Origin of the sequence: Dysgonomonas sp. PF1-14 (genome assembly GCF_029892965.1) — a bacterium.
In the GTDB taxonomy this organism is placed as follows: Bacteria; Bacteroidota; Bacteroidia; order Bacteroidales; family Dysgonomonadaceae; genus Dysgonomonas.
Window position 1 is genome coordinate 56,723 of record NZ_JARXWN010000018.1, and the last position, 23,209, is coordinate 79,931.

Genomic DNA, 23,209 nt, shown 5'->3' on the forward strand with positions numbered 1-23,209 from the left:
GTGTCGGTCTTACCTCAATAGTTTTTCCCTCACAATTTGTATTTATAAACTAAAACAAGACTGCTAACATAGCGGCCGGACTTCTATTTAATGACATTTAAAGAACTAAAGATTATAGAGCCCATACTGAAGGCACTAGAAGAAAAAGGATATGAGAATCCTACCCCCATACAAGCACAGGCTATTCCTCCTGTATTGAACAATAATGATTTATTAGGCCTGGCACAGACGGGAACAGGAAAAACCGCAGCATTTGCCATACCTATCATTCAACAATTATATCAAAATAAGACAGTTGGGAAGAAACGCGAAATAAAGGCACTGGTACTTACCCCCACGCGGGAACTGGCAATACAGATCGATGAATGTTTCAGCGATTATGCCAAATATACAAACCTACGCCATGCGGTAATATTCGGAGGTGTGAATCAGAAGCCTCAGGTAGACAAACTAAAGCAAGGAGTCGATATCCTGATAGCGACACCGGGGCGCCTGCTAGACCTGATTGCCCAAAAGCATATTCAGCTCAGCCAGATACAGCATTTTGTGCTCGATGAAGCCGACCGTATGCTCGATATGGGTTTTATACATGATATTAAACGCTTGTTGCCATTGTTGCCTAAAAGGAAACAAACATTGTTTTTCTCGGCTACCATGCCTGATACAATATCAAAGCTGTCGAAAACAATTTTGTACAAACCCGTAAGAGTGGAAGTTGCTCCTGTATCGTCTGTTGTGGACATTATAGAACAGCGCTTGTACTTTGTAGAGAAACCGCAAAAGAGCGAACTACTTATTGACATCTTAGGAAGAGAAAAAGAAAAAGCTGTTCTTGTTTTCTCACGCACAAAACATGGGGCGGACAAGATAGCACGCGTATTGAACAAAAAGGGTATCGGGTGCGAAGCCATTCATGGCAATAAAAGCCAGAATGCAAGACAACGGGCGCTTACCAACTTCAAGTCGGGTAAAACGCGCGTAATCATAGCTACGGATATTGCAGCAAGGGGTATAGATATTGCCAATCTGGAACTGGTCATCAACTACGATTTGCCGGATATACCGGAAACCTATGTTCATCGCATTGGCCGTACCGGACGCGCAGGGCATAGCGGAACAGCTCTTACATTCTGTTCGAGCGAAGAATACCCGATGGTAAAAGATATCCAGAAGTTGACAGGAAAAAAGCTAAATGCAGTTCCTGCATAACCAAATCTTCAAATTTTAAAAACTAAAAAATATAACAGTGCCTATGGCTATATCATTTAACAAAAGAGAATTAGAAAAGAAAAAAGAACAAAAAAGACAAGAAAAGCAAAAACGAAAAGAGGAACGCAAAGCCAATGGCGGTGCATCCTTTGAGGACATGATCGCTTATGTGGACGAAAATGGTGTAATAACAGATACGCCACCTGATCGGACAAATAAACAAAAAATAGACGTAGAAGATATTGCAATATCTACCCCGAAGAAGGAAGATATGGAAGACCCTGTACTGAATGGCCGGGTAGAACATTTTAATTCTGAAAAGGGATATGGCTTTATCAAACATACAGGGAGTACCGACAAATATTTTTTCCATGTCAGTAGCGCCCCAGCCTCCATCACAGAAGGAAATATAGTGACATTCGAATTGGAACGTGGTCAGAAAGGCATGAATGCCGTAAGGATCGCTCTTGCCAACAAGAACGAGCAATAATCAATAATAAATTAATAAAAAAACGAATGAACATTTATGTATCAGGACTAAACTTTAGCACAACAAGCGAAAGTTTACAAGAATTATTTGCAGAGCACGGAGAAGTAGATTCTGCGAAAATCATTACAGACAGAGAAACCGGCAGGTCTCGTGGTTTCGCATTTGTAGAAATGCCCAATGATGCCGAAGGCCAGAAAGCCATTGATGAACTGAGCGGCACCAACTTTGAGGGTAAAACCATCACTGTAAATGTTGCCCGTCCAAGAACTGAAAGAAGCAGCGGCGGATACAATAATGGTGGCGGATACAACAGGAATCGCTACTAACCAGATATTTTATATTAAACGGGTAAGTTAAAAAACTTACCCGTTTTTTATTGGAATTAATTGAACTACAGGTTATCTTTTCTGCCCATCTTTATCTATAAGACGAATCAGTTAACTGTGATCAGTCAACAGTTAATAGAAAAAGCGATCTTTGTAAGAAATGTAAGGTTTTAGTTAAAACTGTCTCACACAATTGAAAATCGACGACGCGAAGGCGAGTCAAAGGCACGAAGACGCAAAAAAATACTTGTAACTTGTAACTGCCCGATAGAGCGTAGAAATAACATTCGCCGAAGTGAAGACGAGGCAAACTTGTAACTATTGTTAGTTTTTAGTTAAAAGCTAACAGCCAAAGGCTAAATAAAAAAGGGGAAAACATATCAAGTTTGTCAACTTTTAACAAAAAGCAATGATATGACTCAGAAAAAGGTCATAGTTATTATGTATTCAATATTTTTTATACTAAATTTGCACACTTATAATAGTTGTGTGCACTTTTGAAAGCGTATGGCCATAAACAAGACCCGAAATATATTGATTGACGTAGCCCGCCAGTTATTTGCTAAACTAGGTGTGGAAAATACGACCATGAACGATATTGCAGTTGCTTCGCACAAGGGACGCCGTACATTATACACATACTTCAATAATAAAAACGAAGTCTATCAGGCAGTACTCGAAACCGAACTCGACCAGATGTACCACGCCTTGCAGACTGTGGCCAGCAAAAAACTTCCGGCTGACGAAAAACTTCTCCTTTTCTTCTATACACGATTCGATGCGATAAAAAATGTAGTCGCCCGAAACGGTACGCTCAAAGCTGACTTCTTCCGCGATATATGGCGGGTACAGAATGTCAGGAAATCGTTCGACCTGAAAGAGATACAGGTATTGAAAGATATTCTTACTAAAGGCGTTGAGGAAGGGACATTCGAGATGCCCGACACACAGGCGACAGCCGAGATACTGCACCATGCCCTGAAGGGGCTGGAAGTACCCTATATACGGGGGCAGATAAGAGCCGAGAGCCTGCAAACCGAATCGCAGCGGGAGAATATCGCCTATCTTATATTTGAAGGAATAAAGAAGAAGAAATAAGGATCGAGATTAAAACTAAATCAATATTAATTTATAACAATTATGAAATTACTAGAAGGTAAAACCGCTATTATTACAGGTGCAGCTCGTGGTATTGGCAAAGCCATTGCCCTAAAATATGCAGAACAGGGAGCTAACATTGCTTTTACTGATCTGGCTATTGACGATAATGCAAAAGCTACCGAAGCCGAGATTGCTAAATTCGGCGTAAAAGTAAAAGGTTACGCATCGAATGCTGCCGATTTTGAAGATACGCACAAAGTAGTGGAAGAAATAGCTAAAGATTTCGGACAAATAGATATTCTTATCAACAATGCCGGTATCACCCGCGACGGGCTGATGATGCGCATGACCGAACAGCAATGGGACATGGTGATAAATGTGAACCTGAAATCGGCGTTTAACTTTATCCATGCCGTTACCCCTATCATGATCAAACAAAAAAGCGGTAACATTATCAATATGAGTTCTGTGGTTGGTCTTTCGGGAAATGCAGGACAAACAAATTACTCTGCATCCAAAGCCGGCATGATAGGTCTGGCAAAATCGATCGCTAAAGAACTGGGATCGAGAAATATCCGCGCAAACTGCATCTGTCCGGGATTCATTATCACCGAAATGACAGGCGTATTATCTGAGGAAGTGAAAAAGAAATGGGCTGAGCAAATCCCACTTCGTCGCGGAGGAACTCCGGAAGATGTGGCTAACGTTGCCGTATTCTTAGGATCGGAACTTTCTGCTTACGTGAGCGGACAGGCTATTCCTGTCTGTGGCGGAATGAACGCATAATATACTGAGAAATAATAATAAGATGATAGCAGCGGGAAGTCTTTCCTGCTGCTATTTTTTATATATCATACTATTTTTAACAGTGCTTTTACGAACTTTTCATATAGGATTCAGGTTATAATCGCATATTCATCACTTCACAGAAAGGAAAGAGAATTACATGAAAATCAAGAGAATAAATATGCAGGAAACTGCACCCGGTGCATATAAAGCATTATTGGGTCTGGAACGATATATGAATACCACTTCACTATCGCCCATAGAAAAAGAACTTATAAAAATACGTGCCTCACAGATCAATCGTTGTGCATACTGTCTCAACATGCACACGCGTGATGCCCGCAAGCTGAGAGAAACAGAGCAACGTATCTATCTGTTAAGTGCATGGCAGGAAACAGAGCTGTTTACCGAAACAGAGAGGATTATACTGCAACTGGCAGAAGAGGTCACACTGATAGCCAAAGGCGGTGTTTCCGATGAAACCTACCAGAAGGCAGAATTATTACTCGGTAAAGAGAAACTAGCAGAGGTCATTATGGCTATAATTACAATAAACGCGTGGAACCGTATTGCGATAAGCACCTTGAAGCCATTGGACTGATTTCTTCATAAGTCATAAAAGGCAAGGCGGATCGTGCATCACTGCAAAATCCGCCTCTAATTTCAACATCAATTATCTATACTTAAAAGAACTTATATTTTTATCAGTGTCCACCTGACGATGTTTCACTGGTATTATCATAGGACTACCTATGCAGAATATGTGTTTATGTAATCGAAAGTTCAATATTACTACATTCTGCAAAATAAAACAAACCGAGTCGACAAAGAGGGAATTTCTATCGACAAAAAGGCTTATTCATTCTAAGTTGGATTTATTCGTGGTGATAAGGCTCGTTATTCAGTATCGTCATTGCCCTGTAAAGCTGTTCTACAAAGATAAGGCGTACCATCTGATGCGAAAAAGTCATACGCGATAATGTCAGTTTTTCATTGGCTTTTTCATATACTGCCGGCGAAAATCCATACGGTCCACCAACTACAAACACCAGACGTTTGGCGACAGTATGTGTCTTTTTCTCTATATATGAGGCAAACTGCATCGATGTATATTCTTTTCCTTTATCGTCGAGCAGCACAAGGTAGTCGCCCGCCTGCAATGATTTGAGAATAAGCTCCCCTTCTTTTTCTTTTTGCTGAACATCGGTAAGATTCTTCGTGTTCTTGATATCCGGAATTACCTGCAATTCGAAAGGAATATAGTGTTCGAGCCTTTTACGGTATTCGTCTACTGCATCTACAAAGTAGCCTGCATCTGTTTTGCCTATAACCAGAAGAGTGATTCTCATATAACTTATTTTAAGGTACAAAAATAAGCTTTTCTCTCTGTTATAAAGTTAATCTGTTATATCTTTGTCTGTAATCACCATAAAATATATAGCTATGAGAATAATACCAGATTCGGAACTTATCATCAACGGAGATGGCAGTGTATTTCATCTTCACATTAAACCTGAACAGTTATCAGATAAAATAATCATGATGGGCGACCCTGACAGGGTAAATCTGACTGCCTCGTTTTTCGACAGTATAGAGTGCGATATACAGAGCCGCGAGTTTCATACTATCACAGGTACATATAAAGGAAAACGCATCACAGCCCTTTCGCATGGTATAGGCCCCGACAATATGGATATTGTGATCACTGAACTGGATGCGCTGGCTAATGTAGACTTCAAGACACGCGAGGTAAAAAAAGACTTCAAACAACTGACGATGGTACGTGTAGGTACTTCGGGCGGATTACAACCATATTGCCCGATAGGGTCATATGTTGTAGCGGCCAAATCAATCGGTTTTGACGGAGTGCTGAATTACTATGCCGGACGCGACTCGGTTTCACTACTCGACTTCGAAAATGAATTTAAGAAGCATGTAGGTTGGAATCCGCAACATTGCGATCCTTATGTTGTAAAAGCTGACGAAGAACTGGTAGAGCGCATCGGACACGATATGATAAAAGGTGCTACTATCTCTGCAATCGGCTTTTATGGGCCTCAGGGCAGATATGTGCGTATGCCGCTTGCTAACCCTGACCTCAACAGCAGGATAGAAACATTCAAATATAAGGATGACATGATCACCAACTACGAGATGGAAAGTGCCCCACTAGCGGGATTAGGAAGATTGATGGGACATAAGTCTATGACCGTATGTACAATCATTGCAAATCGTCTGGCAGGTGAATCAAATGCTAACTATAAAGGATCGATAGAAGATCTTATAAAGAAGGTACTGGAGCGTATTTGATGAAAGCCGGAACAAAGAAAACCCTAAAGCGGATTATGTATGTAATTCTGGCGGGAACAGTATTTTTAGTGGCTATTATAGTATTTGCCAACTGGAAGATATCACACGACTCTAAAGACTTCATTTATTCGGATGCCAATAGTATTCCCGCGCAAAAGGCCGCGTTAGTACTGGGGGCAGCTAAGAATATCGGCGGCAGGCAAAATTACTATTTTACCTATCGTATGCAGGCTGCAAAAGAGCTTTATGATGCAGGCAAGGTAAAAGTCTTTGTCGTTAGTGGTGATAACAGATGGAAAGACTACAATGAAGCCGACGATATGCGCAACTCGCTGATAGAACTCGGCGTACCCGACAGCATCATCCATTGCGACTATGCCGGACTACGCACACTAGACTCGGTGGTCAGGATGAATAAGATATTCGGGCAGGATTCTTTTATTGTCGTCTCACAGGAGTTTCACAACGAACGCGCCATCTTTATTGCACAACAGGAAGGACTGACTGTCTACGGTTACAATGCAAAAGATCTGAGGCTGAACCGGTCTTCGTACAGAACAAAGATACGGGAGGTATTAGCACGGGTAAAAGTTTTTGTAGATATTATCACAGATAAGCAGCCCCGACATCTGGGCGAGCAAATAGAAATATAATAAGAGAAGGTTTCCCTAGAGGAAGCCTTTTCTATTTCAAGCAGCTATTACAATATAAAAATCCGATTGCAGCAATTCAGAAAACACAAAACGAGCTTATTATCGACAAGTTTGGTATAGTTGCAAAAAAAGAATACTTTTGTCGGTCTATTCTAAAAAAAAACCACTTTAACTCAAAAATGAAAAAAGCAGTATTTGTCCTTATGCTTTGCATAGCCTCTACTATGGGCTATGCACAAGACTCAAACAATGAACTATTAAAGAAACTTGTAGAAAAAAATATACTGACCCAAAGCGAAGCCGATTCGCTTAGCACAGAGCCGTCTGTAAAACAGAAGAGCTCTTTCGACCAGACTGTAGAAAAGGTTAGGGATGCTTTCAATACCCCTTATATGCGCTTTGGCGGATACGGGCTGATGATGTATAAATACAGCGATGTGAACAGGGTAAAACATAATCTGGATGCAAGGGTTGCATTTCTATATATGCAGGGAGAGATATTCAACAACTTCAAGTACATGGTGATGATGGAATTTGTAAACCCTACGTTGACTGAGTTCTATGTAGACTGGACTCCATCCAATAGCTTCAATGTACGGGTAGGCCAAGCAAAAACACCATTCTCGCTCGAAAATCAGCACTCGCTGACCACCTTAGAGTCTATTACCAATACCCGCTCGGTATCTACATTGGTGGGGATGGCTGACGATGTACTGAAAAAACAAAACGGTAAAAATAACAGTGGCCGCGATATGGGTATTCAGATATACGGAAGTCTGGTAAAAATGAAGAACCACGACCTGATCGAATACGGACTGGGAATATATCAGGGTACAGGACTGATAACCAGCGAAACGAATAACTCGAAAGACTTTGTGGGGAATATTATGTTTCAACCAGTTAAGGGCTTTCGTATAGGCGGAGGTGCTTACTTCGGAGAAGCAACTTACGTGAAAGGAACAGACACAGAAGAAGCCGACCATGTACGCAATCGCTGGGTTGTGAGTTCGGACTACAAAGCCGGCAGATTGTATGCCCGCGCCGAATGGATCAAAGCCAACGATGGCGGCATCAGTAAAGAAGGGCTTCATGGTATGGGGCAATGGTATTTTATTCCTGAGAAGCTGAATGCCTTTGTGAAAGCCGACTACCTGAATACGGATAAGAATATAAATACGGAAGTAATGGATTACACTGTAGGGGTAAATTATTACTTTTACAAATCGTGCCGTTTCCAACTGAATTATACCTATTCAGACTATTCAAAGAAATGGGGAGCACCCGATTCTAATACCGTACTGGGACAAATGCAAATTGTATTCTAAGTAACTGTTTAAATTTGAATGGTACTCTTATTTTGTATTATTTCAAATATATTTTTTTCTTTTTATTCGCAGGTTTAGCGGGCTAAACCAAGAATGGAAAGTAGAAAATGGAGAAGAAAGAATAAAAATAAGAGCCAAAGAATAATCTGAAACAGTTATATGAAATATTTTCGGTCAACTTTAAACAGTTACTAAATAAATATGCAGGCAAGGGATATTATAGGGAAGACTATCACAGATATCTATATCAGGTTTGAATATGAACAGGACGGATTAGACCGGTCGGCATGCTACCTCGAAATAGATAATAGCTTCTTTGTAACTATTCCTTACTCGGATGATGACGAGATCCTCATAGAAAAACCTGACAACAATACAGAAAGTCTTTTTCAGGATAAATACCTTGTTGAAACAACATACCATGTTAACAAAGATGGAAAAACGATAAAAGAGATAGCCGATAGAAGAAGGGAAGAGAAACGGGCTTTTTTCCGTCGGATAGGGAAACATCTGGGAACAATGATCGGACAAGAATCACTCCCTAAGGAATACAGGCCACACAAAACCGAAACAGTACTGAATAAGGTATCGGAAGTCAGGAACACAAAAATAACAGACTTTATATGGGAGCCGAACGAAGAGCCGTATATCAAAGGGCTTTTCCTGCTAAGTAACGGATTCCTTATCACTGAGACTACAACTGCACCAAGCGGAACTGGCTTAGCCGGACTCAACTATTTTGAAAACATAGAAACACTTGTAACGTCCGGCAGATATGATTATGCCGAGCTGAAGAGAATTACATACAATATACCTTAACGACTGGTATTTTTCCATATATTTGTGATTTACATAGATTCATTTTTGAATTCTGTTTAAGTTATATGTTCGATTATAAGTTACAAGTTACCTCGCTTTACAGGCAGTTACGAGTTACAAGCAAAATAGCTGTCCCCACTCAATTGTGCGTCAGCCAAGCGCCGTTAGCTTTATGGACGGGGCACCCGTAGGGTGAAAAAGGCGTGAAACGAAAACGTGTTTGAGCTTAGCTTCAAATGAAGATTCTACAAACTTCTGAGCGAGTTTTTTCGTTTAGACTTTAAGCCCTTCTACGGGTCGTCCTATGAAGCGTGGCGCAAAAGACTTTTTGATTCCTTTTGTGGCTTAGGACAAAAGGAATGCAAGTAATCTGTGATTACGCGCAGCAAATAATCGAACTATTATCATAAACAGATGATTCAATATTTTGTAAATCACTTAATAACAATGTTATGAAAAAGTATATTTCTTATTTTGCAGTCACACTAATTGCCCTTTCCATTTTTTCCTGTTCTGCCCGCGACAATACATCCCCGATAAAGAGTGAGAAAAATATAAAGACGATAAAGGCGGACGAAATCAGAAAGAGTTATGGCGACTATCTGAAAAGCAAGATGCAAGTTTCCGACTCTGTGTTGAAGGCTGAACTGACAAGAATAAAATATGACATCACATTCTCGAAGGTAACCTATGAGGCTGTCGATCCGTTTGGTGAAACAAAAACGCTATCTGGGCTTATCGGTTATCCTGTGCTTCCGGCAGGAGAGAAAGACAAACCCCTGAGTATTGTATCTATCCAGCATGGCACTCTGTTCTCAGAATCAGATGCTCCCTCATTCAATAAGTTTAAAGATGCAGGATCGTTGGGCAACGCTCTCAGCCTGATTCCTCCCACCCTGACCGAAGGATATATAGTAGTAGTGCCGGATTATTTCGGATATGGAGCCGATGAAAAAAATATCCATTATTACGAAGTGAGGCCGTCTCTGGCCGAAGCTACCCGAAAACTGATAGAAGCTGTACCCGCTTTTGCAAAGGAGAAGTCGCTGAATACAAATCCTGACAAGCTCTATCTTTTCGGATATTCGGAAGGTGGATTTGCAACAATGTCCACATTAAAATCGTTCAGCGAAAATCCCGGAGGGTTTACCAATATTACTACTGTGGCCGGAGCCGGAGCTTACGACAAGGTAGCTACTGCGACACATGTAATACAGCAAACCACAGGCGAAGCACCGCATTTCACAGCATCGTATCTATGGGTACTGACTACATATAATAATGTATATGGTATCAATAGGGATTTAAACCTGTTAGTACAGCCGGAAATCGAACTTGTATCTAAGAAATATATAGGTACAGATAAGATCATGCAGTCGCAGGAAATACCATCTGCTCCGGTACAGGCTTTTAATCCGGTGTTTGTAGAAGGCATTGTAAAACAGACCGACAAAGCATATATGGATGCACTGAACGACAATAATGTAAGTGATTTTAATGCTATAGGATTTGTGGAACTGGTACATGGTACTAACGATACATGGGTGCCGACATTCAATACGGATTCAGCTTTTATCAGACTACAACAGAAAGGTGTAAATGTAAATAAATATCTCCATGAGGATGGTACACATTCAAGCACTTACCCTGTCTTTGTATTAAGGGCTTTAAGAAAATTGTAATTCTTGTAATGGATTTTTCTGATATAACATATTTGCTCTCCGGTAACGAAAGACAACAGCGGGCTTATGCCCTATTGAGTGAAACCAATATACTTCACACCTTGAGCAAATACAGTCCTATCTTAGTGGGAACTTTTCCCATTGGCATAGATGTAGAAGGCAGCGATCTTGATATTGTCTGTCAGGCTCAGGATTTGATTTCGTTCCAGAAGTTTGTACAGCAACATTTTTCTAATTACCCTCTGTTTTCCGATCACTTTAAAGGAAAGGCATACGTTGCAGGTTTTGAATATTCGGGTATGCCGTTCGAGATATATGTAACTTCCGAACCTTTTACCCAACAGCATGGATACAGACACATGGTCGTTGAATCACGCATTATGGATATAGCCGGAGAAGGATTCAGAGAAAAGATTATCGGACTGAAAAAGAACGGCTATAAAACAGAGCCTGCTTTCGGAAAATTACTTGACATGTCAGAGCCTTACTCCGAGCTTTTACTGCTCGAAAATTTATCGGATGAAGCTTTAAAAGAATTTATAGCTGAAAGATTTTCCTGAAATAACCGTTATTATATCGGGATAGGTTTATCTATAATAATGAATCAGTTAACAGAAAAGGATCTTTGAATTAAATGAATTATTAATAGAAAAAGTAATAAAAAATAAAAACAATACAAATTCATTACATTCGTTACTTTTTAGTTAAAATCCGTATTAGCAGAAAATAGGAAAGGTAAAAAGTAACGAAGAACAAAAACAACGCAAATCCGTTACATTCGTTACTTTTTAGTTAAAATTCCATCCACATCTGCTGTTGACTGTTAACTGAATTAGATGTAACTTTGGAATGTTATAATTACGAATATATAATATGCAGGAGAATAATATCATAGCCGCTATATCGACACCTCCGGGTATTGGAGGTATTGCAACTATACGTTTATCGGGAAACGGATGTATAGGATTGACAGATACAGTATTTAGGTCTGTAAGCGAAAAAAAGCTGACAGATCAAAAGGCCAATACAATTCATTTCGGCTCTATAATGGAGAATGATTCCGTTATGGATGAAGTACTGGTAAGTATTTTCAAAGCACCGCATTCGTTTACAGGCGAAGATGTTATTGAAATATCCTGTCACGGATCGTTGTATATTCAGCAGAATATATTGCGTCTGCTTATATCCAAAGGGGCTACACTTGCCCAGCCCGGTGAGTTTACACAGCGGGCTTTTCTGAATGGAAAGATGGACTTATCACAGGCCGAATCGGTTGCTGACCTTATAGCATCGTCTTCTGCTGCTACGCATCGTTTGGCAATGAACCAGATGCGCGGAGGATTCAGTAATAAGTTGATGGAACTTCGTACTGAATTACTGAACTTCACGTCGTTGATCGAATTGGAACTTGACTTTTCTGAGGAAGATGTTGAGTTTGCCAACAGGGAAAGGCTTATGGAAACGGCTTACGACATAGCCCAACATATCGAGAAACTGGCAGAATCGTTTAGTCTGGGTAATGCCGTAAAGAATGGGATTCCTGTAGCTATAATAGGGGAAACCAATGCCGGAAAATCGACACTACTGAATCTGCTTTTGCATGAAGAAAAAGCTATTGTTTCTGACATACATGGAACTACCCGCGATGTAATAGAAGACACTATAAATATACAGGGGTTGACCTTCCGCCTGATAGACACAGCGGGTATAAGAGATACTACAGACGAGATAGAAAGTATCGGCATCGAACGTACTTTCCAGAAAATAGAACAAGCCAGTATCGTCTTATGGATTATCGACTCTGCAACAGAAGAAGCTCATATAAATGAACTTGCTGAAAAGATATTACCACGTATTGCAAGCCATCAGAAACTGATCGCTGTATTTAATAAGGTAGACGTTGTTGGCTGTGGCGTGGTTATGGATAAGAAACGTACGATATTGCAGGAAGAAATATCTGAGCGCATATTTATATCGGCAAAGTATGAAGAAGGTATAGCCGATCTGCAAAACAGGCTTATTAAGGCTGCAAATGTTCCTGAGATAAGTGAACAAGACATCATTGTTACTAACATGCGCCATTACGAAGCGCTGGAAAAGGCTCTGGCTGCCATACGCCGCGTATCAGATGGCCTCGACCTACAGATATCAGGTGACTTTCTTTCTCAGGATATACGTGAATGCATACACTATCTGGGCGAAATAACAGGACAGATTTCCACCGATGAGATATTGGGGAATATATTCGGGAAGTTTTGTATCGGAAAGTAAACCCAATTTTTGGTACTGAAAACAAAAATAAAAATATAGCCAAAAATAAGATAATATATTCTCTAATTTACAGCAACTTACAAATACTCATAACTGCTTAAATTAACTCGTTACTTTTCTTTTGATTTGCTTTTATTTGTTGTTATTTTGTTGTTACTTTGTTACCGAAAAGAAAATGAGTAACAAAAAGTAACGGTAATTATGGGAGCGAAATCAAAAACAGGCAGTAAAGGGCAAAAGGAGCCTGTAAGGCTTAGAGAGAAAAAAATAGCAAATGGAGGCATTAGCCTATATCTTGATATTTACCATAACGGGAAAAGAAGCTATGAGTTTTTAAAACTCTATTTGGTTGATGCCAAAACTCCAATAGAGAAAGAGCAAAACCGACAGACTTTGCAAACAGCCCTAAGCATTAAAGCCAAACGCCAAATAGAAATACAGAATGGCGAATATGGTTTTACCAATACTTTTAAAACCGACACTCCTTTTTTAGCCTATTTCAGAAAGTTATGTGAAGAAAGAAAAGCCAGTACCGGAAATTATGGAAACTGGTTTAGCTGCTTAAAGCATCTTGAAAAGTATTGCGATGAGAAAACCACTTTTAAACACGTTGATGCCAATTTTATAGAGGGCTTTAAAGATTTCCTCAACAACGCAGCAAAAGACCAACATAAGAGAAAATACAACCAACTGGATGATGAGGTTGCAGCAAAATCACTCTCCCAAAACTCAAAAGTTAGTTATTTCAACAAGCTAAGGGCGTGTATAAACCAAGCCTATGATGATAGAATATTAGCCGTGAACCCATTAAGAGGTATTGAGGGCTTTAAACAAGATGAAACAGAAAGAGTTTATCTAACATTCGATGAGGTTAAGGCTTTGGCGAAAACGCCTTGTAGATACCCGGTATTAAAACGTGCTTTTCTTTTTAGTTGCTTAACCGGAATAAGAAAAAGCGACATTGAAAAAATGACATGGGGAGAGGTACAGACTTTTGGAGAACAGACACGGGTCGTATTTAAGCAGAAAAAAACAAAAGGTCAAGAATATTTAGATATAAATAAACAAGCAGAGGAATTTATGGGAGAAAGAGGGGAACCGGATAAACTGGTATTCTCTGGCTTTAGATATAATAGCCAAACTCTAACCGAATTATCAAAATGGTGTATGAAAGCCGGAATAACAAAAGATGTTACTTTCCATTGCGGAAGGCATAGAAAATTTTTCAGTCGATTGAATTTCAGTGCATTACAAATTCGATTTTGCAGACAGGTAACGATTTAGAAACCAGCTATCATCATTCGCTGATTAGCTTCGTTTTCAACAATACATTAAGAGCGACTTATTAGTGCAAAATTACTAAATAATCCCCATATTGCCAATATTCTTACCCGATTTTCAACAGTATTTTTCATCCAGCGATTAATGTACGGGACACAATGCAGGCTAAAATAACACGTAATAAAAAAAATGAAAAAGATCATCCTATACATTGCTGCATCACTCGACCAGCGTATTGCAGCCGGACGGTAGTTTGGATTGGCTTACCGAATTTCCCAGCTCCCAAAAGATAGATTACGGTTATAAAGACCTGTTGGTTTCTGTCGATACGGTTATCATAGGTGGTAAGACCTACCGCGAATTACTGAGTATGGACGTAATTTGGCCATATCCAACCTGTTCAAAGATACATCTTCTTTTCAAATAAATAACTATCTGGATTATAGTAGTTTATTTTTAGTGCAAGGTGCAAGCATCTATATATAGATAAACTTGCACCTTGCACTAAAAAACAGAAATACATTTGGAATATTAGAACATTGTTCGTAAGTTTGCGAACAGCAATAAAGAAAGAAAATGAAAACAGCAATGAAAATAGAAGACCAAGAGTTGATCGCCCGGATTGCAAAAGCGTTGGGGCATCCGACAAGGGTGGCTATATTGTTGTTTTTAGCAAAACAGGATAGCTGCTTTTTCGGCGATATTCACGAAGAACTACCTATCGCAAAAGCTACGGTTTCCCAACATTTGAAAGAACTGAAAGATGCCGGATTGATTCAGGGTGAAGTAGAAGCACCCAAAGTAAGGTATTGCATCAATAAAGAGAATTGGGAGAATACCCGTAATTTATTCGCAAGCCTGTTCAATATATACGTTGAAAAGAACGGATGCTGCTGATGTAGCATATGTTTTTTGCTTTGAGTGTTCGCTGTTCGGCAAACAACTGTCTGTAAAACTTAATAAAAGCAAGATATGGAAATTAAAGTATTAGGAACGGGATGTGCAAACTGCAAAACGCTATTATCAAGGGTTGAGCAGGTCGTTGCGGAATTAAACTCGGATGCAACAGTAACCAAAGTGGATGATATTCTTAAAATCATCGAATACGGTGTACGAGGGCTTCCCGCACTGGTTGTCGATGAAAAGGTTTTATCGACAGGGAAAGTTTTATCAAAGGACGAAATTGAACAATTAATCACTCAATAACCGTTAACGTATGAAAAATCTGATTTATGTTTTTGCTGCAATAGTCCTGATCTCTTGCGGTGGCGGAACAAATAAGAAAGCGAGTGCGACGGCGCAAACAAAGGGAGCAGCTCAGGGCGACCGCATAGAAGTTCTTTATTTTCATGGAGCGCAACGCTGTATTACCTGCCGTGCCATCGAGAAACATACCATAGAATTACTGGATAGCCTATATTCAAAAGAGTTGGCAAACGGCGCTATCGTGTTCAAAGCGATAGATATTTCGCAAAAGGAAAACGAAGCGATTGCGGACAAATATGAAGTTACTTGGTCTTCATTGTTTATCAACGGATGGAAGAACAATCAGGAAACCATTAACAATATGACCGACTACGCTTTTTCTTATGTGAAAGGGCAACCGGACGTTTTCAAAACCGGAATTAAGGATAAGATTGAAGAACTACGCCCGAAGCAGTAATGGAGTACATTCAGTCGCTTTTAGAGAATAGCAACATCCCCGTTATCACCGCATTTCTTTTAGGGATTCTGACAGCTATAAGCCCGTGTCCGTTGGCTACTAACATAACGGCCATAGGCTTTATCAGTAAAGATATAGAGAATAAGCATAAGATTTTCTTAAACGGTCTGCTATATACGCTGGGAAGGGTTATCGCCTATACCGCTTTGGGATTCATACTCATTCCGATACTACGGGAAGGTGCAAGTATGTACTCCGTTCAGAAATTCATCGGCAAATACGGCAGCATGGTTATCGCTCCGGCACTTATTCTTATCGGAATTTTTATGCTGGATATAATCAAAATCAGAATGCCACAAATCAACATGGGCGGGCATAAAGTGAAAGCCAAAGGCGGATGGGGAGCGTTATTGTTAGGGATTCTTTTCTCCCTTGCGTTCTGCCCCACAAGCGGAGTGTTTTACTTCGGGATGTTGATACCGATGTCGGCTACCGTATCAGGTGGTTTTCTACTACCCGTTGTGTATGCCATAGCAACAGGATTACCCGTAATTATCGTTGCATGGATATTGGCTTACAGCGTTGCCGGGCTGGGTAAATTCTACAACCGGATGCAAACGTTTGAAAAATGGATGCGAAAAATAGTAGCTGTCCTTTTTATTGCAATCGGTATTTGCTATTTGATAATTAACTATTTATAATAAGAACAATATGAAAAAGATAGAAATATTTGACCCCGCTTTATGTTGCCCCACAGGATTGTGTGGGCCGAACATAAACCCTGAACTGTTGAGGATCGCCGCAATGACGGAAGCCCTGAAACGCAAAGGGGTAGCTATCGAACGCCATAACCTGCGGGATGAACCGCAACTCTATGTTTCCAACAAGGTGGTGAACGACTATTTGCAGGAACACGGTGCGGAAGCCTTGCCTATTACCTTAGTGGACGGCGTTGTAACCGTATCGAAAGGTTATCCGACAACGGAACAGCTAATGGAATGGACTGGCGTGGATTTGGGTTTTGTGAATTTAAAATAAACAGGGATAATGAAAGCATTTAATCTGTCCGGCATTGGGCTTACAAAATACCTGTTCTTTACAGGAAAAGGTGGGGTAGGTAAAACATCGGTTGCCTGCGCTACTGCCGTAAGTTTAGCCGACAAAGGAGCGAAAATTTTATTAATCAGTACCGACCCCGCTTCCAACCTGCAAGACGTATTCGGTCAAACGTTGGACGGACACGGTATTGCAATCAAGGAAGTTCCCGGACTTACGGTTGTCAATCTCGACCCCGAACAGGCAGCAGCCGAATACCGCGAAAGCGTAATTTCTCCGTATAGGGGCAAATTACCCGAAAGCGTTATTCAGAATATGGAAGAACAGCTTTCAGGCTCTTGTACGGTAGAAATAGCCGCTTTCAATGCCTTTTCGGACTTCATAACCGATGAAAAGAAACAGACCGGGTTCGACCATATTATTTTCGACACTGCACCCACCGGACACACTTTGCGTATGCTTCAACTGCCGTCGGCGTGGAGTACGTTCATTGACGAAAGTACGCGCGGCGCGTCTTGTTTGGGACAGTTATCGGGACTGGAAGAACGCAAGGGAATCTACAAACAGGCTGTTGCCACCCTTTCAGACGGGGATAAAACACGCCTGATACTGGTTAGCCGTCCTGAAACGACTGCTTTAAACGAAGCTGCCCGTTCCTCCCACGAACTTATGTCGCTGGGGATTAAGAACCAAACATTGGTTATCAATGGGGTGTTGCAACAAGTCGATGAACAGGATTCCGTTTCGAGTCAGATTCACGGCAAACAGCAGTCGGCAATTAAAAATATGCCGGAAGGACTTACCGGATTTCCTCTGTTCAATGTTCCGCTTCGCTCTTACAACCTGTCAAACGTGGCGAATATCCGCCGTTTGCTGAGCGAAGATGAAGTTCAGCCTGTTGCCGGCTATAAACCGATAACCGGAGAAAAGAGCCTCGACAACCTGATAGACGATTTATACGCATCGGGCAAGCGGGTTATTTTCACTATGGGTAAAGGCGGTGTCGGCAAAACCACATTGGCCACCGGTATCGCATTAGGGTTGGTTTCCCGTGGTGCGAAAGTCCACCTGACAACTACCGACCCTGCGAATCACCTGAATTATGACCTTGCGGTTAAATCGGGACTGACAGTTAGCCGGATTGATGAAGCAGAGGTGTTGGAAAAATACAAAAACGAAGTCCGCAGTACGGCTGCGCCAACCATGAGCGCCGAAGATATGGAGTATATCGAAGAGGATTTACGTTCGCCATGCACTCAGGAGATAGCCGTGTTCAAGGCTTTCGCGGAAATCGTCGATAAAGCGGACAACGAGGTCATTGTGATTGATACCGCACCTACCGGACACACGCTGCTCCTGTTGGATGCTACGCAAAGCTACCACAAAGAAGTGGAGCGCACACAGGGTATTCCCGATTCGGTAAGCAAACTTTTACCCCGTTTAAGGAATGCCCGTGAAACGGAAGTGGTTATCGTTACGTTACCCGAAGCCACGCCCGTATTTGAAGCGGAACGATTGCAAGTCGACCTGCAACGTGCCGGAATCAATAACAAATGGTGGGTGGTCAATTCCTGCCTGTCGTTGGTGGAAACCCAAAACCCATTCCTGCAAGCTAAAGCGCAAAGCGAATTAACATGGATAGAGAGAGTTAAACAACTATCGAGCTGCTATTAATTTCGGTTTCTTTCTTATAGAAATGACAACCGGGCTTATTTCCCGGTCTATGGGCTTGGTTGCCGACAGCCTCGATATGTTAGCTGATGCGTTGGTCTATGGTATGAGCCTAATGGTAGTCGGCGCTGCAATTGCGAAGAAAAAACGGGTGGCATTGTGGAGTGGGATTCTACAAATAATCCTCGCTTTGCTCGGTTTATCGGAGGTTATCCGGCGATTTGTAGGTTTGGAAGTTATACCGGAGTTTCAAGCCATGATTGGAATTTCGCTATTGGCTTTAGCGGCAAACTCCGTATGTCTTTGGTTGTTACAACGCACCCAAAGTAAAGATGCACACATGAAAGCAAGTATTATTTTCTCGGCGAACGATGTTATTATAAATATTGGGGTTATCGTTGCCGGGTTACTCGTTTGGTGGTTTGGGAGCAATCTACCTGACTTGATTATTGGTATAATAATATTTCTGATAGTGATACGCGGTGCTGTCCGTATTCTGAAACTTTCAAGGTAGCAAATACAAAAAAGGCATCCGAAGCCTTGCCCCGGATGCCCACCACTAAAAGATCAATGTTAAACGACTATTCCGAATCGTAAAACAAAGTCTTTCAGTGGCAAAGATACGATTAAGCGAGAACAGTGCAAAATTCATTTTAGCATTGTCGAGCGTGAGTATCTTATGAAAATATAATGAAGATTTTACTTAGAACGTCGTTTTTTGCTGCCTCCTTTATTTTGCGGGAACTCAAAGACTGTTTTATAGTCCGCATCGAATTTGATTGCTGCCTCGAAAGTGCTTCCGGTCTTACTGCTTACAAAACCTTTAATAAAGGCGGTCTTGCCGTTCATCAAAAGGTCTGTCAGTTGCCCGTCCGTCAGTTCCTTTTTAGCAATGGAACGCCATACGGTAAGCCCACAGCTTTCATTCTGACACTTGGCGACTTTATTGTAGATAACCACATTCCCGCTCTTGCATTTCGGGCAAGGGCATGACTGGCGGTTATCCTGTCGTTCAAATGTCATATCAAGCAATTCGGACGTTATCTGTGAAGCATAAACCTCTATTGCTTTATGGAATGTCGATGCCTCCATATCGCCCGATGCAATCTTATTGAGGGCTTGTTCCCATTGCCCTGTCATGGCAACGTCCGCTATCTTCTTGTCCTTTACCGCCAGATAGACCACCAGCCCCTTGTTTGTCGGGACAAGGGATTTCTTTTCACGTACGATATATTCACGCGAAAACAACGTTTCGATAATGCTTGCACGGGTGGCGGGTGTTCCGATACCGCAATCCTTCATCGCTTCGCGTTCTTCCTCGTTCTCTACCTCTTTGCCTGCACTTTCCATAGCCGCAAGCAACGAACTTTCCGTGTGAAGCGGGCGGGGTTTGGTCTGCTTCTCCTGTATTTCACAATCACGGATAGACAGGCTATCGCCTTCAATGAGGGCGGGCAGAACTGCCGTATCGTCCTCATCGTTTGGCTCGTCCTTAGAATTAAATACTGACCTCCAACCGGGGACGAGTGTAACGCTACCTTTGCAGGAGAAGTGTACGCCGCCCGCGTCAAGCGAAACGGTGGTGTTCTCTTTGATGCAACGTTCGCCGAAGGCTTCAAGCATACGCCCGGCGACCATATCGTAGATAAGCTGTTCGTCTTTGGATAATCCGGTAGCCGGATCTTCCGTAATAATCAGCGCATGGTGGTCTGTAACTTTCATATCGTCCACCGAACGGGTATTGAGCGTTGTATCGAACCTGCTGTCGATATACGTGCCGAAATCGGGATGCGAACGAAGCATAGCGATCAGGTGCGGTATTTCCTCCAGTACGTCTTCGGAGATATAGCGGCTGCCTGTTCGGGGATAAGATATTTTTTTCGCTTCGTACAATGCCTGCGCTATCGTCAGGGTCTTATCTGCCGAAAAACCATGCTTGCTGTTGGCTTCCTTTTGAAGCGTGGTAAGGTCGTAGAGCAAAGGCGATTCTTGTTTGACCTCTTTACGCTCCACACCTGTAACCTTAACCGCTCCGGCTGCTTTGACCTGTGCCGTAACTTCTTCGGCGATGGTTCGAGTAACGAATTTATCCACCGAAAGGGCGGGAAAAGCCACAGCATCTTTCGCCGTATGGAGTTTCAGGCGGAAATAGGTTTGCGGTTTGAAATCCTTGTTTTCAAGGTATCGGCTGCAAATAATCGCCAGTGTCGGTGTCTGCACCCTACCGAGCGACCAGACACCATAACCTGCGGAGATAGAAAGTGCCTGACTTGCATTCAATCCCACTAACCAGTCAGCGGTACTGCGGGCTTTCGCCGAAGCATACAGGTTATCGTAATCACTTCCGGGACGTAGGGTTTGGAAACCGTCTTTGATTGCTCTGTCGGTAAGTGAGCTAATCCACAAACGGCGGAACGGAAGGGAACTGCCTATATATTCAAATATATAGCGAAATATGAGTTCTCCTTCACGTCCGGCATCGGTAGCTACAATAATTTCATCCCCACTATTGAACAGTTCTTTGATTACTTTAAGCTGTTTCATTACGCCGGGGTCATTCTTATACTCCTTGCCCTCTTTTACCTGACGGGGCAACAGCTTAAATTCTTTCGGGAGTATCGGCAGGTTCTCACGTTTAAAACCCTCGATGCCGTAATGCTCCGGCATGGCAAGCCCGACCAAATGCCCGAAAGCCCATGTAACGGCATACCCGTTACCCTCTATATAGCCATCTTTTTTATTGTTTGCGCCGACTATGACTGCTATACTCTTAGCCACAGACGGTTTTTCTGCAATTATAATTTTCATTTTAACATTGATTTTTTAGTGGTTTGAATAATGGATTACATCTTGCGCCCTTTCCCTTTCTTCGGAGCGGCAGGGGATTGTTTCTGTTCCTGCTTCTGCTCTTTTTTCTTCGCCTGCTTTTCGGTAGGCTGCGACTGACCTTTCTTTAGCGGCTCGGTGGAATGTTTGGTCGCTTCGTTGGTCTTACCCTCGTTATTGACGGCAACCTGCGTTTTACTCTCTGCGGCGGGTTTGATGTTCTGTCCCTCTTTGACAGCCTGCTTCGCTTCGATAGCTCGCACCTGATCGGGGTGCTTGGTGGTATGGCGAACCTTTCCCCTGTTTTCGTCAATCCATACCCACGCATTGTACTTCTGCCCTTTCTGATCGGTGGCTTCCACTTTTTGCGCTCCCGAAGCATCCGCCTGTTGTTTGGGCTTCTGCGATTCCATGTCCTTGACAAAGACATGTTCTTTGTTACACAGCTTGTCGAAATCTTCACGGGAAAGTTGTACGCCGCCCTGTTTGGAATAAACCCAAATCTCACCGAGCTTGCGGGCTTTAGGCATTTTCTGTTCCTGACCTTCCGCCTGTCCCTCGCCCTGCTTGGCTCGTCGCTCTTGGTTGAACTGCTGGCGTTGCTCATCGCTGAACTTGAAATCAAAGTTTTTACTGGCGGCGTTGTACTGAACGAAGCGGTCAATCTTTGAGGGTTCTTCGCCTTGCTTCGTTTTCTTATCCATACCCTCAATCCAAACGGCTTTACCCTCTTTCAATCCTTGCTGTTGTTCATTGGAAAGCGGGGCGTTTTTCAAGGTCTGCGGAATATAAATATCCTTCAACGCCATAGCCTCAAAGCGGTTGGTAAGTTTATCAAGGGAGATAAGCGAAGGAACTTTTTCGCCTCCGGCTATGGGTTCAAGGTCGAACACACGCCCGCCGTGTCCTGTCTTTTGGAACTGCTCTTTATCCTGCTCGGTAAAGACAACTCCCATGAACGGCTTTTCAAAATCGGGCTGCTCTTGTTTGGGATGGGCAGCGACTTTGATACTACCATCCGGCTGCTGTTCCAACGATAAGCGGGCTTGCATGGGAAATTCCTGTCCGTCAACGGCGGGTTTAATATCGACCAGACCGGGCGACTTATGCCCGTAAACCATTGCTTTGAGGGCATCTTGCAAGTTCTCGCCGGAAACACCCAATTTTTCAACTTCTTTCCAGTTGAGCTTATTCAGGTCTAAGGGTTGATACTTGCCTGTAAACTCTACCTCTATGCGTATCTTACCGTCAAATTTGACACGGTACGGGTCGAGTGCCTTGTCTTTGTGGTCAATACGGATAAGTTTGTCGAGGAAAGCCGCAACCTTATCTGCTGCTGATGCAGTAACAGCATAAACACCCGTATGCGATGGGTGGCTGAACTGCGCCGAAAACTTCTTGAAGAAATTCTCCAACGCATTACCATTGGTATCAATCTTCATGAACTGGTCGGCGTTCTCTTTCTTGGGATCGACCGTTTTCAACTTGCCGTCCTGTTCTCCTGCGATGACTTTAAGTTTGCCATCTTCGCCTTGTGTCAGAAAGACTTTAGGCTCTTCACTTTTTACTTTTTTTTCGTCCATAATAAATATGTTTTTATTCTGCATTAATAGTAATGCAGAACGAAAGTAAGTCTAAGTAATGGATTGACTGCAAGGATTTAAGGCGATGGATGCTTGTGTCCGGGGTTGTCTGGGGTGATTTGAAATATGACTATAAAAATGACCTTTATTCCGACCT

Annotated in this window: 25 protein-coding genes; 22 read left to right on the forward strand and 3 right to left on the reverse strand. The window is 42.1% G+C overall.

All coding sequences use genetic code 11. The features are described 5' to 3' along the window. Window positions 1-90 precede the first annotated feature (90 nt). The 6 genes from M2448_RS17325 to M2448_RS17350 all read left to right on the forward strand — a co-directional run bounded on the left by M2448_RS17325 (window position 91) and on the right by M2448_RS17350 (window position 4,513). A complete protein-coding gene (locus M2448_RS17325) occupies window positions 91-1,209 on the forward strand; it encodes a DEAD/DEAH box helicase (RefSeq protein ID WP_280647403.1) in 1,119 nt (372 codons plus the stop codon). Window positions 1,210-1,252: 43 nt separating this feature from the next. Further along, window positions 1,253-1,699: a cold shock domain-containing protein gene (locus M2448_RS17330; protein WP_280647404.1), complete on the forward strand. Its 447-nt coding sequence runs from the start codon at window positions 1,253-1,255 to the stop codon at window positions 1,697-1,699. Between the two features lie 26 nt (window positions 1,700-1,725). After that, window positions 1,726-2,025, forward strand: coding sequence for an RNA-binding protein (locus tag M2448_RS17335; RefSeq protein ID WP_280647405.1), 300 nt, complete (start codon window positions 1,726-1,728; stop codon window positions 2,023-2,025). Between the two features lie 507 nt (window positions 2,026-2,532). Further along, a complete protein-coding gene (locus tag M2448_RS17340) occupies window positions 2,533-3,123 on the forward strand; it encodes a TetR/AcrR family transcriptional regulator (RefSeq protein ID WP_280647406.1) in 591 nt (196 codons plus the stop codon). A gap of 42 nt (window positions 3,124-3,165) precedes the next feature. Then, a complete protein-coding gene (gene fabG, locus M2448_RS17345) occupies window positions 3,166-3,912 on the forward strand; it encodes a 3-oxoacyl-[acyl-carrier-protein] reductase (protein ID WP_280647407.1) in 747 nt (248 codons plus the stop codon). Between the two features lie 160 nt (window positions 3,913-4,072). After that, window positions 4,073-4,513, forward strand: a complete 441-nt coding sequence (locus M2448_RS17350; RefSeq protein ID WP_280647408.1) for a carboxymuconolactone decarboxylase family protein — start codon at window positions 4,073-4,075, stop codon at window positions 4,511-4,513. A 274-nt stretch (window positions 4,514-4,787) separates the two neighbouring features. On the opposite strand, the gene rlmH is transcribed toward M2448_RS17350, so the two are convergent. Beyond that, window positions 4,788-5,261: a 23S rRNA (pseudouridine(1915)-N(3))-methyltransferase RlmH gene (rlmH, locus tag M2448_RS17355; RefSeq protein ID WP_280647409.1), complete on the reverse strand. Its 474-nt coding sequence runs from the start codon at window positions 5,259-5,261 to the stop codon at window positions 4,788-4,790. 94 nt (window positions 5,262-5,355) lie between these two features. Between rlmH and M2448_RS17360 the strand changes: the two genes are divergently transcribed. From M2448_RS17360 to M2448_RS17435, 16 genes are all read left to right on the forward strand, one after another. Further along, window positions 5,356-6,222: a nucleoside phosphorylase gene (locus M2448_RS17360; protein ID WP_280647410.1), complete on the forward strand. Its 867-nt coding sequence runs from the start codon at window positions 5,356-5,358 to the stop codon at window positions 6,220-6,222. Further along, on the forward strand, window positions 6,222-6,875 hold the full coding sequence (locus tag M2448_RS17365) for an ElyC/SanA/YdcF family protein (RefSeq protein ID WP_280647411.1): 654 nt from the start codon (window positions 6,222-6,224) through the stop codon (window positions 6,873-6,875). Before M2448_RS17360 ends, M2448_RS17365 begins: the two co-directional genes overlap by 1 nt. Window positions 6,876-7,054: 179 nt before the next feature. Further along, entirely contained in the window at window positions 7,055-8,200 is a 1,146-nt protein-coding gene (locus tag M2448_RS17370) for a porin (RefSeq protein WP_280647412.1), read from the forward strand. Between the two features lie 201 nt (window positions 8,201-8,401). After that, window positions 8,402-9,019, forward strand: coding sequence for a hypothetical protein (locus M2448_RS17375; protein WP_280647413.1), 618 nt, complete (start codon window positions 8,402-8,404; stop codon window positions 9,017-9,019). A gap of 452 nt (window positions 9,020-9,471) precedes the next feature. Next, complete coding sequence (locus M2448_RS17380; RefSeq protein ID WP_280647414.1) at window positions 9,472-10,701, forward strand: lipase family protein; 1,230 nt, start codon at window positions 9,472-9,474, stop codon at window positions 10,699-10,701. Window positions 10,702-10,709: 8 nt separating this feature from the next. Then, complete coding sequence (locus tag M2448_RS17385) at window positions 10,710-11,261, forward strand: DUF4269 domain-containing protein (protein ID WP_280647415.1); 552 nt, start codon at window positions 10,710-10,712, stop codon at window positions 11,259-11,261. 313 nt (window positions 11,262-11,574) lie between these two features. Continuing rightward, window positions 11,575-12,972 (forward strand): tRNA uridine-5-carboxymethylaminomethyl(34) synthesis GTPase MnmE, encoded by a 1,398-nt coding sequence (mnmE, locus tag M2448_RS17390; protein WP_280647416.1) that lies wholly within the window; start codon window positions 11,575-11,577, stop codon window positions 12,970-12,972. A gap of 201 nt (window positions 12,973-13,173) precedes the next feature. Beyond that, window positions 13,174-14,256: a site-specific integrase gene (locus M2448_RS17395; RefSeq protein ID WP_280647417.1), complete on the forward strand. Its 1,083-nt coding sequence runs from the start codon at window positions 13,174-13,176 to the stop codon at window positions 14,254-14,256. Between the two features lie 208 nt (window positions 14,257-14,464). Further along, window positions 14,465-14,680 carry a hypothetical protein gene (locus tag M2448_RS17400; protein WP_280647418.1) on the forward strand — a complete coding sequence of 72 codons (216 nt, stop codon included), beginning with the start codon at window positions 14,465-14,467 and terminating at the stop codon, window positions 14,678-14,680. A 149-nt stretch (window positions 14,681-14,829) separates the two neighbouring features. Continuing rightward, window positions 14,830-15,150 carry a metalloregulator ArsR/SmtB family transcription factor gene (locus tag M2448_RS17405; RefSeq protein WP_280647419.1) on the forward strand — a complete coding sequence of 107 codons (321 nt, stop codon included), beginning with the start codon at window positions 14,830-14,832 and terminating at the stop codon, window positions 15,148-15,150. A 75-nt stretch (window positions 15,151-15,225) separates the two neighbouring features. Next, complete coding sequence (locus M2448_RS17410) at window positions 15,226-15,459, forward strand: thioredoxin family protein (RefSeq protein WP_277466002.1); 234 nt, start codon at window positions 15,226-15,228, stop codon at window positions 15,457-15,459. Between the two features lie 10 nt (window positions 15,460-15,469). Continuing rightward, window positions 15,470-15,916, forward strand: coding sequence for a nitrophenyl compound nitroreductase subunit ArsF family protein (locus M2448_RS17415; protein WP_277466001.1), 447 nt, complete (start codon window positions 15,470-15,472; stop codon window positions 15,914-15,916). Further along, complete coding sequence (locus tag M2448_RS17420) at window positions 15,916-16,617, forward strand: aromatic aminobenezylarsenical efflux permease ArsG family transporter (RefSeq protein ID WP_277466000.1); 702 nt, start codon at window positions 15,916-15,918, stop codon at window positions 16,615-16,617. The genes M2448_RS17415 and M2448_RS17420 overlap by 1 nt, the downstream gene beginning before the upstream one ends. A 10-nt stretch (window positions 16,618-16,627) precedes the next feature. Continuing rightward, window positions 16,628-16,954, forward strand: a complete 327-nt coding sequence (arsD, locus tag M2448_RS17425) for an arsenite efflux transporter metallochaperone ArsD (RefSeq protein ID WP_277465999.1) — start codon at window positions 16,628-16,630, stop codon at window positions 16,952-16,954. Window positions 16,955-16,963: 9 nt separating this feature from the next. Beyond that, window positions 16,964-18,646 (forward strand): arsenical pump-driving ATPase, encoded by a 1,683-nt coding sequence (gene arsA / locus M2448_RS17430; protein WP_280647420.1) that lies wholly within the window; start codon window positions 16,964-16,966, stop codon window positions 18,644-18,646. Window positions 18,647-18,668: 22 nt separating this feature from the next. Beyond that, window positions 18,669-19,157 (forward strand): cation transporter, encoded by a 489-nt coding sequence (locus M2448_RS17435; protein WP_280647421.1) that lies wholly within the window; start codon window positions 18,669-18,671, stop codon window positions 19,155-19,157. 185 nt (window positions 19,158-19,342) lie between these two features. Here M2448_RS17435 and M2448_RS17440 read toward each other — a convergent pair whose 3' ends face one another. Beyond that, window positions 19,343-21,451, reverse strand: a complete 2,109-nt coding sequence (locus M2448_RS17440; RefSeq protein WP_280647422.1) for a type IA DNA topoisomerase — start codon at window positions 21,449-21,451, stop codon at window positions 19,343-19,345. A 35-nt stretch (window positions 21,452-21,486) separates the two neighbouring features. Further along, window positions 21,487-23,052 carry a DUF3945 domain-containing protein gene (locus M2448_RS17445; protein ID WP_280647423.1) on the reverse strand — a complete coding sequence of 522 codons (1,566 nt, stop codon included), beginning with the start codon at window positions 23,050-23,052 and terminating at the stop codon, window positions 21,487-21,489. Window positions 23,053-23,209 lie beyond the last annotated feature (157 nt).

What these genes read in the sequence shown, in the direction of transcription:
- M2448_RS17325 (WP_280647403.1), top strand. Translation starts at nt 91, where the DNA reads ATGACATTTAAAGAACTAAAGATTATAGAGCCCATACTGAAGGCACTA.
- M2448_RS17330 (WP_280647404.1), top strand. Translation starts at nt 1,253, where the DNA reads ATGGCTATATCATTTAACAAAAGAGAATTAGAAAAGAAAAAAGAACAA.
- M2448_RS17335 (WP_280647405.1), top strand. Translation starts at nt 1,726, where the DNA reads ATGAACATTTATGTATCAGGACTAAACTTTAGCACAACAAGCGAAAGT.
- M2448_RS17340 (WP_280647406.1), top strand. Translation starts at nt 2,533, where the DNA reads ATGGCCATAAACAAGACCCGAAATATATTGATTGACGTAGCCCGCCAG.
- fabG (WP_280647407.1), top strand. Translation starts at nt 3,166, where the DNA reads ATGAAATTACTAGAAGGTAAAACCGCTATTATTACAGGTGCAGCTCGT.
- M2448_RS17350 (WP_280647408.1), top strand. Translation starts at nt 4,073, where the DNA reads ATGAAAATCAAGAGAATAAATATGCAGGAAACTGCACCCGGTGCATAT.
- rlmH (WP_280647409.1), bottom strand. Translation starts at nt 5,261, where the DNA reads ATGAGAATCACTCTTCTGGTTATAGGCAAAACAGATGCAGGCTACTTT.
- M2448_RS17360 (WP_280647410.1), top strand. Translation starts at nt 5,356, where the DNA reads ATGAGAATAATACCAGATTCGGAACTTATCATCAACGGAGATGGCAGT.
- M2448_RS17365 (WP_280647411.1), top strand. Translation starts at nt 6,222, where the DNA reads ATGAAAGCCGGAACAAAGAAAACCCTAAAGCGGATTATGTATGTAATT.
- M2448_RS17370 (WP_280647412.1), top strand. Translation starts at nt 7,055, where the DNA reads ATGAAAAAAGCAGTATTTGTCCTTATGCTTTGCATAGCCTCTACTATG.
- M2448_RS17375 (WP_280647413.1), top strand. Translation starts at nt 8,402, where the DNA reads ATGCAGGCAAGGGATATTATAGGGAAGACTATCACAGATATCTATATC.
- M2448_RS17380 (WP_280647414.1), top strand. Translation starts at nt 9,472, where the DNA reads ATGAAAAAGTATATTTCTTATTTTGCAGTCACACTAATTGCCCTTTCC.
- M2448_RS17385 (WP_280647415.1), top strand. Translation starts at nt 10,710, where the DNA reads ATGGATTTTTCTGATATAACATATTTGCTCTCCGGTAACGAAAGACAA.
- mnmE (WP_280647416.1), top strand. Translation starts at nt 11,575, where the DNA reads ATGCAGGAGAATAATATCATAGCCGCTATATCGACACCTCCGGGTATT.
- M2448_RS17395 (WP_280647417.1), top strand. Translation starts at nt 13,174, where the DNA reads ATGGGAGCGAAATCAAAAACAGGCAGTAAAGGGCAAAAGGAGCCTGTA.
- M2448_RS17405 (WP_280647419.1), top strand. Translation starts at nt 14,830, where the DNA reads ATGAAAACAGCAATGAAAATAGAAGACCAAGAGTTGATCGCCCGGATT.
- M2448_RS17410 (WP_277466002.1), top strand. Translation starts at nt 15,226, where the DNA reads ATGGAAATTAAAGTATTAGGAACGGGATGTGCAAACTGCAAAACGCTA.
- M2448_RS17415 (WP_277466001.1), top strand. Translation starts at nt 15,470, where the DNA reads ATGAAAAATCTGATTTATGTTTTTGCTGCAATAGTCCTGATCTCTTGC.
- M2448_RS17420 (WP_277466000.1), top strand. Translation starts at nt 15,916, where the DNA reads ATGGAGTACATTCAGTCGCTTTTAGAGAATAGCAACATCCCCGTTATC.
- arsD (WP_277465999.1), top strand. Translation starts at nt 16,628, where the DNA reads ATGAAAAAGATAGAAATATTTGACCCCGCTTTATGTTGCCCCACAGGA.
- arsA (WP_280647420.1), top strand. Translation starts at nt 16,964, where the DNA reads ATGAAAGCATTTAATCTGTCCGGCATTGGGCTTACAAAATACCTGTTC.
- M2448_RS17435 (WP_280647421.1), top strand. Translation starts at nt 18,669, where the DNA reads ATGACAACCGGGCTTATTTCCCGGTCTATGGGCTTGGTTGCCGACAGC.
- M2448_RS17440 (WP_280647422.1), bottom strand. Translation starts at nt 21,451, where the DNA reads ATGAAAATTATAATTGCAGAAAAACCGTCTGTGGCTAAGAGTATAGCA.
- M2448_RS17445 (WP_280647423.1), bottom strand. Translation starts at nt 23,052, where the DNA reads ATGGACGAAAAAAAAGTAAAAAGTGAAGAGCCTAAAGTCTTTCTGACA.